Source organism: Sphingomonas sp. BK069 (assembly GCF_014193405.1).
GTDB lineage: Bacteria > Pseudomonadota > Alphaproteobacteria > Sphingomonadales > Sphingomonadaceae > Sphingomonas.
On the sequence record NZ_JACHZH010000003.1, the window covers coordinates 395,410 to 409,720 of the forward strand.

Consider the following 14,311-nt stretch of genomic DNA (forward strand, 5'->3'; position numbering starts at 1 on the left):
TAGCCGCTCCCCAGCGGCCCCCATCCATCCTCGTACTCGGGGAGCCTGCCATGCGCCTCTCGCGCTTCTTCATCACCCGCCCGATCTTCGCCGGCGTCATCGCGGTGATCATCACCATCGTCGGCGCGATCGCCTACTGGGGCCTCCCCGTCGCGCAATATCCCGACATCGTGCCGCCCACGGTGACGGTCACCGCCAATTACCCCGGTGCCTCGGCCGAGACGGTGGCGGAGACCGTCGCCGCGCCGATCGAGCAGGAGATCAACGGCGTCGACAACATGCTGTACCAGTCGAGCCAGTCGACCGGTGACGGCAATCTGACGATCACCGTCACCTTCAAGATCGGCACCGATCTCGACGCCGCGCAGGTGCTGGTCCAGAACCGCGTCGCGGTCGCGGTGCCGCGGCTGCCCGAGGAGGTGCAGCGGCTCGGCGTGGTGACGCGCAAGACCAGCCCCGACTTCCTCATGGTCGTCAACCTGATCTCGCCCGACAAGTCGCTCGATCGTGGCTATATTTCGAACTACGCCTTGACCCAGGTGCGCGACCGCCTCGCGCGCATCGACGGCGTCGGCGACGTCCGCCTGTTCGGCAGCCGCGACTATGCGATGCGCGTATGGATCGATCCCGGCCGCGCCGCCGCGCTCGACCTCACCGCGGGCGACATCGTCGCGGCGCTGCGCGCGCAGAACGTCCAGGTCGCGGCGGGCTCGCTCGGCCAGCCGCCCTATGGCAACGGCAACGCCTTCCAGCTCAACGTCGAGACCCAGGGCCGGCTGGTCGACCCCAACCAGTTCGCCGACGTGGTGATCCGCACCGACGACAGCGGCCGCCAGGTGCGCGTGCGCGACGTCGCGCGGGTGGAGCTCGGCGCGCAGGACTATAATTCGAATACCTATCTCTCGGGCCAGCCGACCGTCATCGCGGCGGTGTTCCAGCGCCCCGGCTCGAACGCGCTCGCCGCCGCCGAGAAGGTGACCGCCGAGATGGAGGCGATGTCCAAGTCCTTCCCCAAGGGCCTCGAATATCGCGTGATCTACAACCCCACCGAGTTCATCGCGCAGTCGGTCGACGCGGTCATCCACACCCTGTTCGAGGCGATGGTGCTCGTCGTGCTCGTCATCCTGGTGTTCCTCCAGAAGTGGCGTGCCGCGATCATCCCGATCGTCGCCATCCCGGTCTCGCTGGTCGGCACCTTCGCGGTGCTCGCCGCCGTCGGCTACTCGCTCAACACGCTCTCGCTGTTCGGGCTGGTGCTGGCGATCGGCATCGTCGTCGACGATGCGATCGTCGTGGTCGAGAACGTCGAGCGCAACCTCGAGCAGGGGCTCTCCCCGCTCGAGGCGGCCAAGGTCTCGATGGACGAGGTCTCGGGCGCGCTGGTCGCGATCGTGCTGGTGCTGTGCGCGGTGTTCGTGCCGACATTATTCCTCACCGGCCTCTCGGGCGCCTTCTACCAGCAGTTCGCGGTGACGATCGCCACCGCCACGGTGATCTCGCTGGTGGTGTCGCTGACGCTCTCGCCCGCGCTCGCCGCGCTGCTGCTGCGCCCGCACGAGTCGCACGACTCGGGCAATCGCATCACCCGCGCGCTGCGCTCGGCCGGCGACTCGTTCAATCGCGGGTTCGAGCGGCTGAGTCTCAGCTATGCCAATCTCACCGCCAGGCTGGTGCGCGCGCCCAAGCGGATGATGGCGGTTTATGCGGGGCTGATCGCGGCGACCGTGGCGCTGTTCTGGGCGACGCCGACCGGCTTCATCCCGGCGCAGGACCAGGGTTATTTCCTCACCGTGGTGCAGCTGCCCGCGGGCGCCTCGGTCGAGCGCACCGACGCGGTGGTGCAGAAGGTCGCCAAGCGCATCCTGCCGCTCGCGGGGGTGAAGGGTGTCGTCATGCTCGCGGGCTTCGACGGCCCGTCGCAGACGCTCGCCCCCAACACCGCCGCGGCCTATGTGCCGCTCCAGTCCTTCGCCGAGCGCGAGAAGCTCGGCGTCACCTTCGCCGGCATCATGCAGAAGACGCGCGAGGTCACCGGCGACATCGACGAGGCGCGCATCCTCGTCGTGCCCCCGCCCTTGATCCAGGGCATCGGCTCGGCCGGCGGCTATCGCCTGATGGTGCAGGACCGCCAGGGTGCGGGCTACCAGGCGCTCGGCGCGGAGGCGGGCAAGCTGATCGGCGCCGCCAACCAGACCGAGGGGCTGGCGCAGGTCTACACCTTCTTCAACACCGCCACACCGCGCATCTTCGCCGACGTCGACCGCGCCAAGTCGGACCTGCTCGGCGTGCCCCCGGCGCGCGTGTTCGAGGCGCTCCAGGTCTATCTCGGCAGCGCCTTCGTGAACGACTTCAACCTGATCGGCCGCACCTACCGGGTGACCGCCCAGGCCGACGCGCCGTTCCGCTCGACCCCGGCGGACATCGCCAACCTCAAGACCCGCTCGGCCTCGGGCGCGATGGTGCCGATCGGCTCGGTCGCCACCTTCCAGGACCGGACCGGTCCGTATCGCGTCACCCGCTACAACCTCTACCCCGCGGTCGAGGTCGACGGCGACACCGCGCCGGGCTATTCCTCGGGCCGCTCGCTGGTGACGATGGAGAAGCTGGCGCACGACACCCTTCCCTCGGGCTATGGCGCCGAGTGGACCGGGATCGCCTTCCAGCAGAAGGCGGCGGGCAACACCGCGGGGATCGTCTTCGCGCTGGCGGTGGTGTTCGTGTTCCTGGTGCTCGCCGCGCAGTACGAGAGCCTGCTGCTGCCGCTCTCGATCGTGCTGATCGTGCCGATGTGCCTGCTCGCCGCGATGGCGGGAGTGAACCTGCGCGGCATGGACAACAACGTGCTGACGCAGATCGGGCTGGTCGTGCTGATCGCGCTCGCCGCCAAGAACGCGATCCTGGTGGTCGAGTTCGCCAAGCAGGCGGAGGAGCGCGACGGGCTCACCCCGGTCGAGGCCGCGGTGCAGGCGGCGCAGGTGCGGCTGCGGCCGATCCTGATGACCAGCTTCGCCTTCATCCTCGGCACCGTGCCGCTGCTGATCGCGACCGGCGCCGGCGCCGAGCTGCGCCAGGCGCTGGGCACCGCGGTGTTCTTCGGGATGATCGGGGTGACCGGCTTCGGGCTGATCTTCACGCCGACCTTCTACGTGGTGTGCCGCGCGCTCGGCGCGCGGCTCGCCCGCCGCCGGGCGGCGCGTCCGGACGACGCCGCGCTCCAGCCCGCCGAGTGACTCCTGCTACGGAAACGAGAGAGACGATGATCAAGCATTGGCTCGCCGCCACCGCCACGCTGGCGCTCGCCGCCTGCGCCGCCGGCCCCGACTACCGCGCCCCCGCCACCGCGGCGAGCGCGGCCGCCCCCTTCCTCGGCACCGGCGGCCCGACGCTCGCCGCCGCGCCCGACGATCACTGGTGGCGGCTGTACGACGACCCCGTGCTCAACGGGCTGGTCGAGGCGGCGCTCGCCGCCAACACCGACGTGCGAGTCGCCACGGCGCGGCTCGAGCGCGCGCGCGCGTCGCTGCGCGAGGTCCGCAACGACCGCACCCCGCAGGCGACGCTCGGCGCCAGCGGCACCTACAACCGCTTCTCGCAGGCGCAGCGCCCGGCCGGGGTGAGCGGCGAGACCTGGCTGATCGACGGCGGGCTCGACGTCTCCTACGAGGTCGACCTGTTCGGCCGCGTCTCGCGCGGGGTCGAGGCGGCGCGCGGCGACGTCGCCGCGGCGGCGGCCGACGCGGACGCGGTGCGGGTCGCGGTGGTCGCGGACACCACGCGGGCCTATGCCGATGCCGCCGCCGCGGCGGCGCGCATCGCGGTGGCGGAGCGGATCGTCGCGCTGCTCGACCGCCAGGTCGGCACCACCGAGCGCCGCGCCGAGGCGGGGCTGACCACCCCGCTCGACACCGCGCGGATCGCCGCGCTGCGCGACCAGCGCCGCGCCGACATCCCCTCGCTCGTCGCCGAGCGCCAGGCGGCGCTGTTCCGGCTCGCGACGCTGACCGGCCGCACCCCGCAGGAGCTACCCCCCGTCGCGGGCGAGCGCGCCACCGCGCTGCGGATCGAGCAGGCCATCCCAGTCGGCGACGGCGCGGCGCTGCTCGCGCGCCGCCCCGACGTGCGCGCCGCCGAGCGCCGGCTCGCCGCCGCCACCGCGCGGATCGGGGTCGCCACCGCCGACCTCTACCCGCGCATCACCTTGGGCGGCTCGGTCGGGCAGACCAGCACCGGCTTCGGCAATCTGTTCGGCGCGGGGCCGCTGAACTTCCTCATCGGGCCGCTGCTCAACTGGGCGGTTAACCCCGGCAAGGCGCGCGCGCGGGTCGCTGGCGCCGAGGCGGACACGCGCGCCGCGCTTGCCAGCTTCGACGGGACGGTGCTGACCGCTCTGGGCGAGACCGAGACGGCGCTGTCGAATTACGCGCGCTCGCTCGAGCGTCGTGCCGCGCTCCAGCAGGCGCTGGGCCAGGCCGATCGCGCCGCGCGGATCACGCGCGCGCAGCGCCGCGAGGGGCAGATCGACAGCCTGTCGCAGCTCGACGCCGAGCGCACGCTCGCCGACGCCCAGGCCGCGCTGGCGCTGCAGGATCAGCTGGTCGCGGACGCGCAGGTCGACCTGTTCCGCGCGCTCGGCGGGCGCTGGACCGCGGCATGACCTGAGGTCAGTGCTCGAGCAGCCGCAGCGTCGCAGGATCGGGTGAGTCGAAGAAGGCGTCGAGCGTCTCGCGCACCGCGGCCGGTGCGCCCGCGCAGTCGAACAGCGTCAGCGACGAGCGCAGCTTGATCGCGTCGATCCCGCCCATGATCGCGGCGGCGTCGCTGCCGCGATGCGCCAGCAGCGCCGCGGCACTCTCGGCATAGCGCGCCCCGAGCAGCGGGTGCGCGAGATAGGCGCGCGCCTCGGCCAGGTCGCGGATCGCGTAGCGCCGCGCCATGTCGCTGTGGCCGAGGCCGGCAATCTGCGGGAAGATGTACCACATCCAGTGGCTGCGCTTGGCGCCGGCGCGAAGCTCGGCGAGCGCCTGGGCATAGCTGGTCGCCTGCGCGGCGACGAAGCGGTCGAGGGTGGTGTCGGCGTCGCGATGCATGACGGGGCAACGCCTGGTGCGCGGCGCGGTGCCGTGATCAGGCGATCACGGCACTCGCGACGTCGACGTAGATCAGCAGCGCGGTGGTGGCGAAGCTGGCGGCGGTGAGCAGCAGCGCGTGCGGCAGCGAGGGCAGGCGGGTCATCGTCACGGCTCCGCTCAGGCGATCGGCAGGACGGGGACGGCGGCGCCGACCATCATCGCGGCGACGGTGAACGCGGCGACGACGGTGGCGAGCGGGCGGGCGAGATCGGCGAAACGAGCGGTCATGGTAAGTCTCCCTGGTGGGTCTCGGCCGGGCGATCCGGTCCGATGCCAGCCACTTTGCAGGGGGCGTGCCAAGCGAAAAAATCGGCAGAAATGCGCGGTTTTCTGATGATCCGGTCAGTGGGATGGCGGATTTCACCGGTGTGGTGCGGCGGGATTGGCCAAAGATTGGCAGGGTGCGGCGCCAACGCTGCTCCCGGCGCGCTTGGTCATGCCCGCGCCGGCGAGACCTCTTCGAGATGGCGCCTTAATCGGTTATGCTGGGCGGAGTAGTGGCAAGGGGGCAGTTTCTGGTCAGGTGCCTGGTTGGCAGGCGCGCGAGCTCGTGCTCGGAGAGCGTTGAACCAGGCGGTAGCGCGTCGCAGACTGTCGGCAATGGCGGCGAGGTTGAGGTGCAGACCGCCGCGATGAAGGCCGCGGTATCGCATCCGGGTGAGGCCGTGAGGGCCGGTCTCGGGGCGCGCGAAGCTGCGCTCGACGGCGGTACGGACGCGGCCGATCAGCTTGTTGCGGTCTGCCAAAGCGGCAGCCGGGATCGGAATGCCCGTAGCATTGCTGGAGCAAAAGCGCCTTCACCGTCGCCACCGCCTTCTACGGCGGACGATCCGCCGGCCCCTGCCGCATCCGCGCACCAGTCCCTCGATCGGTGCCCAGTCGAGCAGCCCGGCGATCCGCTCCAACCGCGCGTCGCGACCAAATTCGGCCTATTGGAACGAACGGCGGGGGACAAGCGAACACGATGTGAGGGTGGTTACGCCATCCTCGTTGGCGTGTCCGACCGTCACTTCCCTTCTCAAACGACGCTATGCCCCATATACGCTTCGTATAGCTTACCACCGAAGGACCGGATCGATGGGTATCGTCAAGATCGGGGACGAGCTGCACGCCGAGGCACGCCGTGCTAGCGCGGTGATGTGCCGCTCGATCAACGCCCAGGCCGAGTTTTGGATGACGATCGGCATGCTCGCCGAGGCCAACCCGACGCTCAGCTTCAACGAGATCGTGCGCCGCCAGTATGAGTCGGCGCAGTTGCGCGCGGTCGCCGCCTGAGATGGTCAAGACGCCCGACGAACTGGCGCTGATGCGGGTCTCCGGCCGGCTGCTCGCCGCGGTGTTCGAGATGCTCGACCGCCAGCCGCTCGCCGGCCTGTCGACGCTCGCGGTCAACGACCTGGTCGAGCGCTACATCACCGTCGACCTGCAGGCGCGCCCCGCGAGCAAGGGGCAGTACGGCTTCCAGTACGTGCTCAACGCGTCGCGCAACCAGGTGGTGTGCCACGGCGTGCCCGACGCCGCCGAGATCATCCGCGACGGCGACATCGTCAACTTCGACATCACGCTGGAGAAGAACGGCTATATCGCCGATTCCAGCAAGACCTACGCCGTCGGCGCGGTGGCACCCGCGGCGCGTCAGCTGGTGCAGGTGGCGCAGGCGGCGATGTGGCAGGGGATCGGCGCGATCCGCCCCGACGCGCGGCTCGGCGACATCGGCGCGGCGATCGAACGCCACGCCAAGAAGCACGGCTATGCGGTCGTGCGCGAGTTCTGCGGCCACGGCATCGGCCGCGAGATGCACGAGGAACCGCAGGTGCTCAACTTCGGTCGCCCCGGCACCGGGCCGATGCTGCGCGAGGGCATGGTGTTCACGGTCGAGCCGATGCTCAACCAGGGCAGCCGCCGCGTCGACACGCGCGACGACGGCTGGACCGTGGTGACGCAGGACGGCAAGCTCTCCGCGCAGTTCGAGCATACGGTGGCGGTGACCGCCAGCGGCGTCGAGGTGCTAACGCTGCGCGGCGACGAGCGCCGGGCAGCCTAGGCACTATCGACCTTCAGCGCAGCCGATCGATCCTGCCCTGCAAGGGGAGGTGGCGCGCGTAGCGCCACGGAGGGGTTGTCGCCGGTCGTAGGTCCGCCGGCGCTCGCCGAGCGGGTCACCCCCCCCCGTCAGCCCTGCGGCCTGCCACTTCCCCTCGCAGCGGAGGATGAAGGTGCAGGTCGATACGGCCTAGGTCGTCGCCGGCTTAACGGTAGCTCGTGCTCCGGCGAATGCCGGAGCCAGGGACGGACGCGGTACGCCTGTGACCCTGGACTCCTGCTCGCGCGGGAGCACGTCGGATAGCAGGCGGAGGATAGCGCGCCACGCAGCTCACGCCACGGCGACGGGCGCCTCCTCGGCCTCCTCGCTCTCGGCCGCCTGACGCGCCCACATCGCGGCGTAGAGCCCGTCGCGCGCGAGCAGTTCGGCGTGGCTGCCGCGCTCCACCACGCGTCCCGCCTCCAGCACCACGATCTGGTCGGCGTGGACGATGGTGGAGAGCCGGTGCGCGATCACGATCGTGGTGCGCCCGCGCTCGATCGCGGCGAGCGTCTCCATGATCTCGCCCTCGGTGCGGCTGTCGAGCGCGCTGGTCGCCTCGTCGAGGATCAGCAGCGGCGGGTCCTTGAGCAGGGTGCGCGCGATCGCGACGCGCTGCTTCTCGCCGCCGGACAGCTTGAGCCCGCGCTCGCCGACGCGCGTCTTATATCCCTCAGGCTGGCGCTCGATGAAGCCGGCGATCGCCGCGCCCCGCGCCGCGGCGGCGACCTCGGCCTCGCTCGCGCCCTCGCGGCCATAGGCGATATTGTAGCCGATCGTGTCGTTGAACAGCACCGTGTCCTGCGGGACGATTCCGATCGCGGCGCGCAGCGTATCCTGCCGCACGCGCGCGATGTCCTGCCCGTCGATCGTGATCCGGCCCTGGTCGACGTCGTAGAAGCGGTACAGCAGCCGTGCCAGCGTCGACTTGCCCGCGCCCGAGGGGCCGACCACCGCACAGGTGGTGCCCGCGGGGACGTCGAGGTCGATCCCCTTGAGGATCGGCATGCCCGCGTCATAGCCGAACGCCACGCCCTCGAAGCGGACATGCGCGTCGCGCACCGCCAAGGCAGGGGCGTCGGGTGCGTCGACCACCTCGGGCGCGGTGTCGATCAGGTCGAACATCGCGCCCATGTCGATCACGCCCTGGCGGATCGTGCGATACACCATGCCGAGCAGGTCGAGCGGGCGGAACAGCTGCGACAGCAGCGTCGACACGAGGACGACGTTGCCCGCGGTGAAGCGCCCCTGGCTCCATCCCCAAGCGACCCAGGCCATGCCCGCGCCGAGCATCAGGTTGGTGATCAGTGCCTGGCCGACGTTGAGCCAGGCGAGGCTGTTCTCACTCTTTACCGCGGCCTCGGCATAGGCGTGCATGGCGCGGTCGTAGCGTTTGGCCTCGCGCTCCTCCGCCCCGAAATATTTGACGGTCTCGAAGTTGAGAAGTGAGTCGACCGCGTGCGCCACCGCGCCGGTGTCGAGGTCGTTCATCCGCTCGCGCAGCGACGAGCGCCAGTCGGTGACGGCGCGCGTGAACCAGATGTACAGCACCACCATCACCAGCGTCGCGGCGACCAGCGGCCAGCCGAACTTGACCTGGAAGATGCCCAGCACCAGCGTCAGCTCGAGGATCGTCGGCGCGATGTTGAACAACAGGAAGTACAGCATCGTGTCGATGCTCTTGGTGCCGCGCTCGACCACCTTGGTGACCGCGCCGGTGCGCCGCTCCAGGTGGAAGCGGAGTGACAGACGGTGGAGGTGGCGGAACACGCGCGCCGCGAGCCGCCGCGTCGCTTCCTGCCCGACCTTCTCGAACACCGTGTTGCGCAGATTGTCGAACAGGGTGGTGCCGAAGCGCGCCGCGGCATAGCCAACCACCAGCAGCACGATGAGCGTCACCGGCGTGGTCGGGACCGCCATGCCGTCCACCGCGCCCTGCAACGCGAACGGCGCGCCATAGACCTGCACCAGCTTGGAGAAGACCACCAGCGTCAGCGCGCCCGCGACGCGCAGCTTCATCCCCGGCGAGTCGCTCGGCCAGAGATCGGGGAGGAAGCGGCGGAGCGTCGGCAGCAGCGGACGCTCCGTGCCGGGGGCGGCGGGACGATCGGGAGGCATGTGTCTGGGATGTCGTGTGCCGGAACGGGAGCGTCAACCGCCGCGTCAGAATCGGAACGCCGCGCCGCAGCGATCGTTTTTTACGACGGACGGAGGCGGTAATGGACGCGGTATTCTACGTGATGGCGATCCTGGGTTGCGGCGACGGCGCGAGCGCCTGCGCCGAGGCGCGCGTCGCGCCCGCGCATTACGCGACGGTACAGCAATGCGAGGCAGCGATGGCCGACGTGCTCGCGCGCAATACCGACCTCGATTTTCCGGTGGTAAGCGCGGCGTGCCGGCGTAGCGGGCAGCAGTGGGTTGCCCGAGGCGAGGCGGGCAAGCGGCGCGGGTAAGGTGAAATCGACGCCGTCGGTGTCTCAGATCCTCCCCGCTCGCGGGGAGGGGGGTCCAGCCGCAGGCTGGTGGAGGGGGGATTTCGCATACGAGCCGATGCGCGTGAGGAGAGCCCCCTCCACCACCGCGCTGCGCGCGGCGGTCCCCCTCCCCGTACCGGGGAGGATCGGCTACCTTACGGCCGTTACGAAATAATCGAGCGCGGTCGAACCACCCAGCGCGAAGCCCTTCGTCCCCAGCGTCAGCCCGGTCACATCGACCACCCGCAATCCAGCGTCCGCGATCATCGCGCCCAGTTCGTCCGGCGTCAGGAACTTGTCCCAATCGTGCGTGCCGCGCGGGACCTGGCCGAGCACCTCGGCCGCCTCGACCAGCGCGGCGCGTGACAGCCAGGTGCGGTTGGGCGTGCTCATCACCAGCAGCCCGCCCGGCGCCACCGCCCCCGCTAGCCCCGCCACGAACGCCCGCGCGTCGGCGACATGCTCGACCACCTCGAGCGAGGCGACCAGGTCGAAGGTCTCGCCCGCCACCGCCTCGATCCCGCCGACGCGATAGTCGATCGTCAGCCCCCGCCGCGACGCATGGTCGCATGCCACCGCGATGCTCTCCGCCGCGGCGTCGACCGCGGTCACCGCCGCGCCCAGCCGCGCCAGCGGCTCGGCGAGCAGCCCCGCGCCGCAGCCCATGTCGAGCGCGCTCTTCCCCGCCAGCGGCGCGAACGAGCGGTCGTCGAGGTCCCAGTGACGGTCGACCGCGGCGCGCAGGTAGCGCAGCCGCACCGGGTTGAGCCGGTGCAGCATCGCCGACGACCCAGACGGATCCCACCAGTCGCGCGCCAGCCGACCGAAATGGGTCGCCTCCTTGGCCACCACCGAGGCATGCAGCGGCGAAGTGGTTGCGGTTGTTACGCTTGCGTCGGTCATGCGCGCTTCCTATCAGGACGCCCCTCTTCACCCAAGGCGTTTGGACACGGCATTGGCGCGGATCGTCATGAAGTTCGGCGGCACCTCGATGGCCGGCATCGAGCGCATCCGCTCGGTCGCGGCGCGGGTGAAGCGCGAGGCGGCCGCCGGCAACCAGGTGGCGGTGGTGGTCTCGGCGATGGCGGGCGAGACCGATCGCCTGGTGGGCTTCTGCCGCGAGGCCTCGCCGCTGTATGACCCGCGCGAATATGACGTCGTGGTCTCCGCGGGCGAGCAGATCACCAGCGGGCTGCTCGCGATCGCGCTGCAGGCGATCGACGTACCAGCGCGCTCGCTGCTCGGCTGGCAGCTGCCGATCCGCACCGACACCGCCTTCGCCAAGGCACGCATCGACACGATCGACACCGACGCGCTGGAGGATAGCTTCTCGGCCGGCGCGGTGGCGGTGATCCCGGGCTTCCAGGGCGTCGCGCCGGGGCAGCGCATCACCACGCTGGGGCGCGGCGGCTCGGACACCTCGGCGGTGGCGGTCGCGGCGGCGATCCGCGCCGATCGCTGCGACATCTACACCGACGTCGACGGCGTCTACACCACCGATCCGCGGATCGTGCCGCGCGCGCGCAAGCTCGCCAAGGTGACCTACGAGGAGATGCTCGAGCTCGCTTCGGTCGGCGCCAAAGTGCTCCAGACCCGCTCGGTCGGGCTGGCGATGAAGGAGAAGGTCCGCGTCCAGGTGCTGTCGTCGTTCACCGACGCGGACGCACCGATGGCGGACACGTTGCCCGGCACGATGATCGTGGGCGAAGAGGAGATCGACGACGTGGAACGCCAGCTCATCACCGGCATCGCGCATGACAAGAATGAGGCCAAGATCACGCTGACGCGCGTGCCCGACCAGCCCGGCACGGTGGCGAGCATCTTCGAGCCGCTGGCGGCGGCGAACATCAACGTCGACATGATCATCCAGAACATCGCGCATCAGAGCGCGAGCAACGGCGCGAGCAGCACCAGCGCCACCGACGTGACCTTCACCGTGCCCGCCGCCGATTTGGCGCGCTCGATCGAGGCGCTCAACCAGGCGCGCGAGGCGATCGGCTTCGGCGAGCTGATCCACGACACGCGCGTGGCGAAGATCAGCGTCGTGGGCGTCGGCATGCGCAGCCACGCCGGCGTCGCGAGCACGATGTTCACCACGCTCGGCGCGCGCGGGATCAACATCCAGGCGATCTCGACCAGCGAGATCAAGGTCTCGGTGCTGATCCACGAGGACGAGACCGAGCTCGCCGTGCGCGTGCTCCACACGGCGTACGGGTTGGACGCCGAGGCGGCGTAGGGACGCTACACTCCTCCCCTGCAAGGGGAGGGGGACTTGCTGAACGTCGGACCGGGGACACCGTCACCTATTCTTTGCCGTCATCCCGGACTTGTTCCGGGATCCACCGTGCCGCGTACTCCCGAGCCGTTTTCGGCGCTGAACCGTGGATCCCGGAACAAGTCCGTGATGACGCAAGAGGTTGCGGTCTGGATCAAACCCATACCCCGCCCCTCACGCCCCCACCCGCTCCCCCGGCACCGTCGCCTGGAAGCCGAGCGTGGCGCGACTGCCCGGTGTGCCCGCGACGTCGGCGATGAGGTACAGTGGACGCCGCTTCGCCTCGATGTAGAGCCGGCCGAGATACTCGCCGATCATGCCGAGCACGAACATCTGGATCGCTGACAGCACCACCACCACCAACATGGTCGAGGTCCAGCCCTGCACCCGCTCGCCGCTGAAATAGCCATAGCCGATATAGACCAGCAGCAGCAGCGAGCAGCCTGCCAGCATCACCGACAGATGGCTCGCCCAGCGCAGCGGCGCGGTGGAGAAGCCGGTGACCGCGTCGAGCGCCAGCCGCATCATCTTGGCGAGCGGGTAGTTGGTCTCGCCGGCGTGCCGCTCGGCGCGATCATAGGCGAACGGCACCTGGCGGAAGCCGACCCAGGCGACCATGCCCCGGATGAAGCGCGCCTGCTCGGGCAGCGACAGCAAGGCGTCGAGCGCGCGCCGAGTCATCAGCCGGAAGTCCCCGGTATCGAGCGGGATCGGCGTGTCGGTGACGCGGTCGAGCACGCGGTAGAAGGCCGCCGCGGTCGCCTTCTTGAAGAAGGTTTCACCCTCGCGCTTGCGCCGCACCGCATAGACCACGTCGGCGCCGTCGCGCGCCATGACGGTGCGCATGTCGGCGAGCAGCTCGGGCGGGTCCTGCAGGTCGGCGTCGATGATCAGGATCTGCTCGCCCGCGCACAGGTCGAGCCCGGCGGTCAGGGCGAGCTGGTGGCCGTGGTTGCGCGACAGGTTGATGGCGACGACGCGCGGGTCCGCCGCGGCGAGCCGCTGCATCGCCGTCCAGCTGCCGTCGCGCGACCCGTCGTTGACCAGCACGATCTCATGGTCGTCGCCCACCGCCGCGCGCGCCGCGGCGCTGACGCGCGCGTGGAGCAGCGGCAGCGTCGCCTCCTCGTTGTAGCAGGGCACCACCACCGACAGTGCGGGGCGGGGCCGCGCCATCGCGAGCGACGGCGGTAGGTCGGGGAGAGCGGCGGCCGGCGGCGTGATCGCAGGCGGGGGCGCGGGCGGGAACATGGGTCCCCGCCATAGCTTACCGTCACTCCTTCGTCACGACCTTTACCAGCCGGCCCGGTGTGAGCCGGACGTCGTCGTCGAGCGCGTTGAGCGTCAGGAAGCGCTCGCGCCGGAGCGAGTCATACGCCATCTGGCGCGCGAACGTGTCGACCGTGTCCCCCGCCTTGACGGTGCGGATGCGGATGCGCTTGCCCGAGCCTTTCGCATCATAGGCGAGTCCGTCGAGCGCGCGCAGGAAGGCGGTGTCCTCGGGCGGCGGGTCGAGCATCGGCTTGCCGGTCTGCTGCGCGAGCTGCGCGGCGCGGCGGACCCGGTCGGCGCCGTTGGGGTGGGTCGACGCCCAGCTCGGCAGCTGCTGGCCGCTGCGCCCCGCCGCCGCGGACTGGAGCCCGGTCTCGGCGTCGAGCGAGGCGAGCATGTCGGCCGCGGCATAAGGGTCGTAGCCCGCCGCGGTGATGTAGCGTACGCCCAGCGCGTCGGCGGCATATTCCTGCTCGCGGCCGTAGCGCAGCGTGTAGAGCTGCGCGCCGCCGCGCGCGACCGTGCTGGCGAGCTGCCCCGCCGCGCCGTTGCCTGCCACCGCGCCGACCACGCCCGCGAGCACACCGCCGATCGTCGCGGTGCGGTTGCGCGAGGCGCTGTGGCGCGCCGCGACATGCCCTACCTCATGCCCCAGCACCGAGGCGAGCTCGGCCTCCGAGTTCATCAGCGCGAGCAGCTGGCGCGTGACATAGACGTACCCGCCGGGGATCGCGAAGGCGTTCTCGACCGGCGAGTCGAGCAACGTGATGGTGAAGTCGCTCTGCGCGTTCGAGAGGCCCGACTGCACCGCGACGCGCCGCCCGACGCGCTCGACCAGCGCCACCTGCGGGCCGCTGTAGCGCCCGCCGAATTCCTTGACGAGCTGCGGGTCGGCCTGCGCGCCGGTGGCGCGGTCCTGCTGCGAGATCGATTGCGCGGTCGCGGGTGCCGCGGCCACCAGCGCGGCGGCGAGCATGAGCTGTCGGTACATGGCTGGTCCTCCCGTCGCGGCATCAATGCCACAGCCGGCGCGCGGTTGCAGCGGGGAGGCGCCGGCGGGTGAACCGATCTGGGGAGA

At 70.6% G+C, this 14,311-nt stretch carries 11 protein-coding genes; 6 read left to right on the top strand and 5 right to left on the bottom strand.

The window, feature by feature from the left end:
• Positions 1-50: 50 nt before the first annotated feature.
• Entirely contained in the window at positions 51-3,230 is a 3,180-nt protein-coding gene (locus FHY02_RS13215; protein WP_183922773.1) for an efflux RND transporter permease subunit, read from the top strand.
• Positions 3,231-3,256: 26 nt separating this feature from the next.
• Complete coding sequence (locus FHY02_RS13220; RefSeq protein WP_183922774.1) at positions 3,257-4,654, top strand: efflux transporter outer membrane subunit; 1,398 nt, start codon at positions 3,257-3,259, stop codon at positions 4,652-4,654.
• 7 nt (positions 4,655-4,661) lie between these two features.
• On the opposite strand, the gene FHY02_RS13225 is transcribed toward FHY02_RS13220, so the two are convergent.
• A complete protein-coding gene (locus FHY02_RS13225; RefSeq protein ID WP_183922775.1) occupies positions 4,662-5,087 on the bottom strand; it encodes a DUF1810 domain-containing protein in 426 nt (141 codons plus the stop codon).
• A 1,119-nt stretch (positions 5,088-6,206) separates the two neighbouring features.
• Here FHY02_RS13225 and FHY02_RS13230 point away from each other — a divergent pair.
• Together FHY02_RS13230 and map are read left to right on the top strand one after the other, a co-directional pair.
• Positions 6,207-6,404 (top strand): ParD-like family protein, encoded by a 198-nt coding sequence (locus tag FHY02_RS13230; RefSeq protein ID WP_183922776.1) that lies wholly within the window; start codon positions 6,207-6,209, stop codon positions 6,402-6,404.
• Position 6,405: 1 nt separating this feature from the next.
• A complete protein-coding gene (gene map / locus FHY02_RS13235) occupies positions 6,406-7,173 on the top strand; it encodes a type I methionyl aminopeptidase (protein WP_183922777.1) in 768 nt (255 codons plus the stop codon).
• Between the two features lie 330 nt (positions 7,174-7,503).
• On the opposite strand, the gene FHY02_RS13240 is transcribed toward map, so the two are convergent.
• Positions 7,504-9,330: an ABC transporter ATP-binding protein/permease gene (locus tag FHY02_RS13240; protein WP_183922778.1), complete on the bottom strand. Its 1,827-nt coding sequence runs from the start codon at positions 9,328-9,330 to the stop codon at positions 7,504-7,506.
• Positions 9,331-9,431: 101 nt separating this feature from the next.
• Between FHY02_RS13240 and FHY02_RS13245 the strand changes: the two genes are divergently transcribed.
• On the top strand, positions 9,432-9,665 hold the full coding sequence (locus FHY02_RS13245) for a hypothetical protein (RefSeq protein WP_183922779.1): 234 nt from the start codon (positions 9,432-9,434) through the stop codon (positions 9,663-9,665).
• Between the two features lie 171 nt (positions 9,666-9,836).
• On the opposite strand, the gene ubiG is transcribed toward FHY02_RS13245, so the two are convergent.
• Positions 9,837-10,589, bottom strand: coding sequence for a bifunctional 2-polyprenyl-6-hydroxyphenol methylase/3-demethylubiquinol 3-O-methyltransferase UbiG (ubiG, locus tag FHY02_RS13250; protein ID WP_183922780.1), 753 nt, complete (start codon positions 10,587-10,589; stop codon positions 9,837-9,839).
• Positions 10,590-10,641: 52 nt separating this feature from the next.
• Between ubiG and FHY02_RS13255 the strand changes: the two genes are divergently transcribed.
• The gene (locus FHY02_RS13255) at positions 10,642-11,922 is read left to right on the top strand and encodes an aspartate kinase (protein WP_183922781.1); all 1,281 of its coding nucleotides are present in this window, start codon (positions 10,642-10,644) and stop codon (positions 11,920-11,922) included.
• Between the two features lie 213 nt (positions 11,923-12,135).
• Here the strand turns inward: FHY02_RS13255 and FHY02_RS13260 are convergent, their stop codons facing one another.
• Together FHY02_RS13260 and FHY02_RS13265 are read right to left on the bottom strand one after the other, a co-directional pair.
• The gene (locus FHY02_RS13260) at positions 12,136-13,137 is read right to left on the bottom strand and encodes a glycosyltransferase family 2 protein (protein ID WP_183922996.1); all 1,002 of its coding nucleotides are present in this window, start codon (positions 13,135-13,137) and stop codon (positions 12,136-12,138) included.
• A gap of 97 nt (positions 13,138-13,234) precedes the next feature.
• Positions 13,235-14,224, bottom strand: coding sequence for a M48 family metalloprotease (locus FHY02_RS13265; RefSeq protein ID WP_183922783.1), 990 nt, complete (start codon positions 14,222-14,224; stop codon positions 13,235-13,237).
• Positions 14,225-14,311 lie beyond the last annotated feature (87 nt).

Coding starts and splice junctions, on each gene's coding strand:
- FHY02_RS13215 (WP_183922773.1), top strand. CDS start 51: ATGCGCCTCTCGCGCTTCTTCATCACCCGCCCGATCTTCGCCGGCGTC.
- FHY02_RS13220 (WP_183922774.1), top strand. CDS start 3,257: ATGATCAAGCATTGGCTCGCCGCCACCGCCACGCTGGCGCTCGCCGCC.
- FHY02_RS13225 (WP_183922775.1), bottom strand. CDS start 5,087: ATGCATCGCGACGCCGACACCACCCTCGACCGCTTCGTCGCCGCGCAG.
- FHY02_RS13230 (WP_183922776.1), top strand. CDS start 6,207: ATGGGTATCGTCAAGATCGGGGACGAGCTGCACGCCGAGGCACGCCGT.
- map (WP_183922777.1), top strand. CDS start 6,406: ATGGTCAAGACGCCCGACGAACTGGCGCTGATGCGGGTCTCCGGCCGG.
- FHY02_RS13240 (WP_183922778.1), bottom strand. CDS start 9,330: ATGCCTCCCGATCGTCCCGCCGCCCCCGGCACGGAGCGTCCGCTGCTG.
- FHY02_RS13245 (WP_183922779.1), top strand. CDS start 9,432: ATGGACGCGGTATTCTACGTGATGGCGATCCTGGGTTGCGGCGACGGC.
- ubiG (WP_183922780.1), bottom strand. CDS start 10,589: ATGACCGACGCAAGCGTAACAACCGCAACCACTTCGCCGCTGCATGCC.
- FHY02_RS13260 (WP_183922996.1), bottom strand. CDS start 13,137: ATGGCGCGGCCCCGCCCCGCACTGTCGGTGGTGGTGCCCTGCTACAAC.
- FHY02_RS13265 (WP_183922783.1), bottom strand. CDS start 14,224: ATGTACCGACAGCTCATGCTCGCCGCCGCGCTGGTGGCCGCGGCACCC.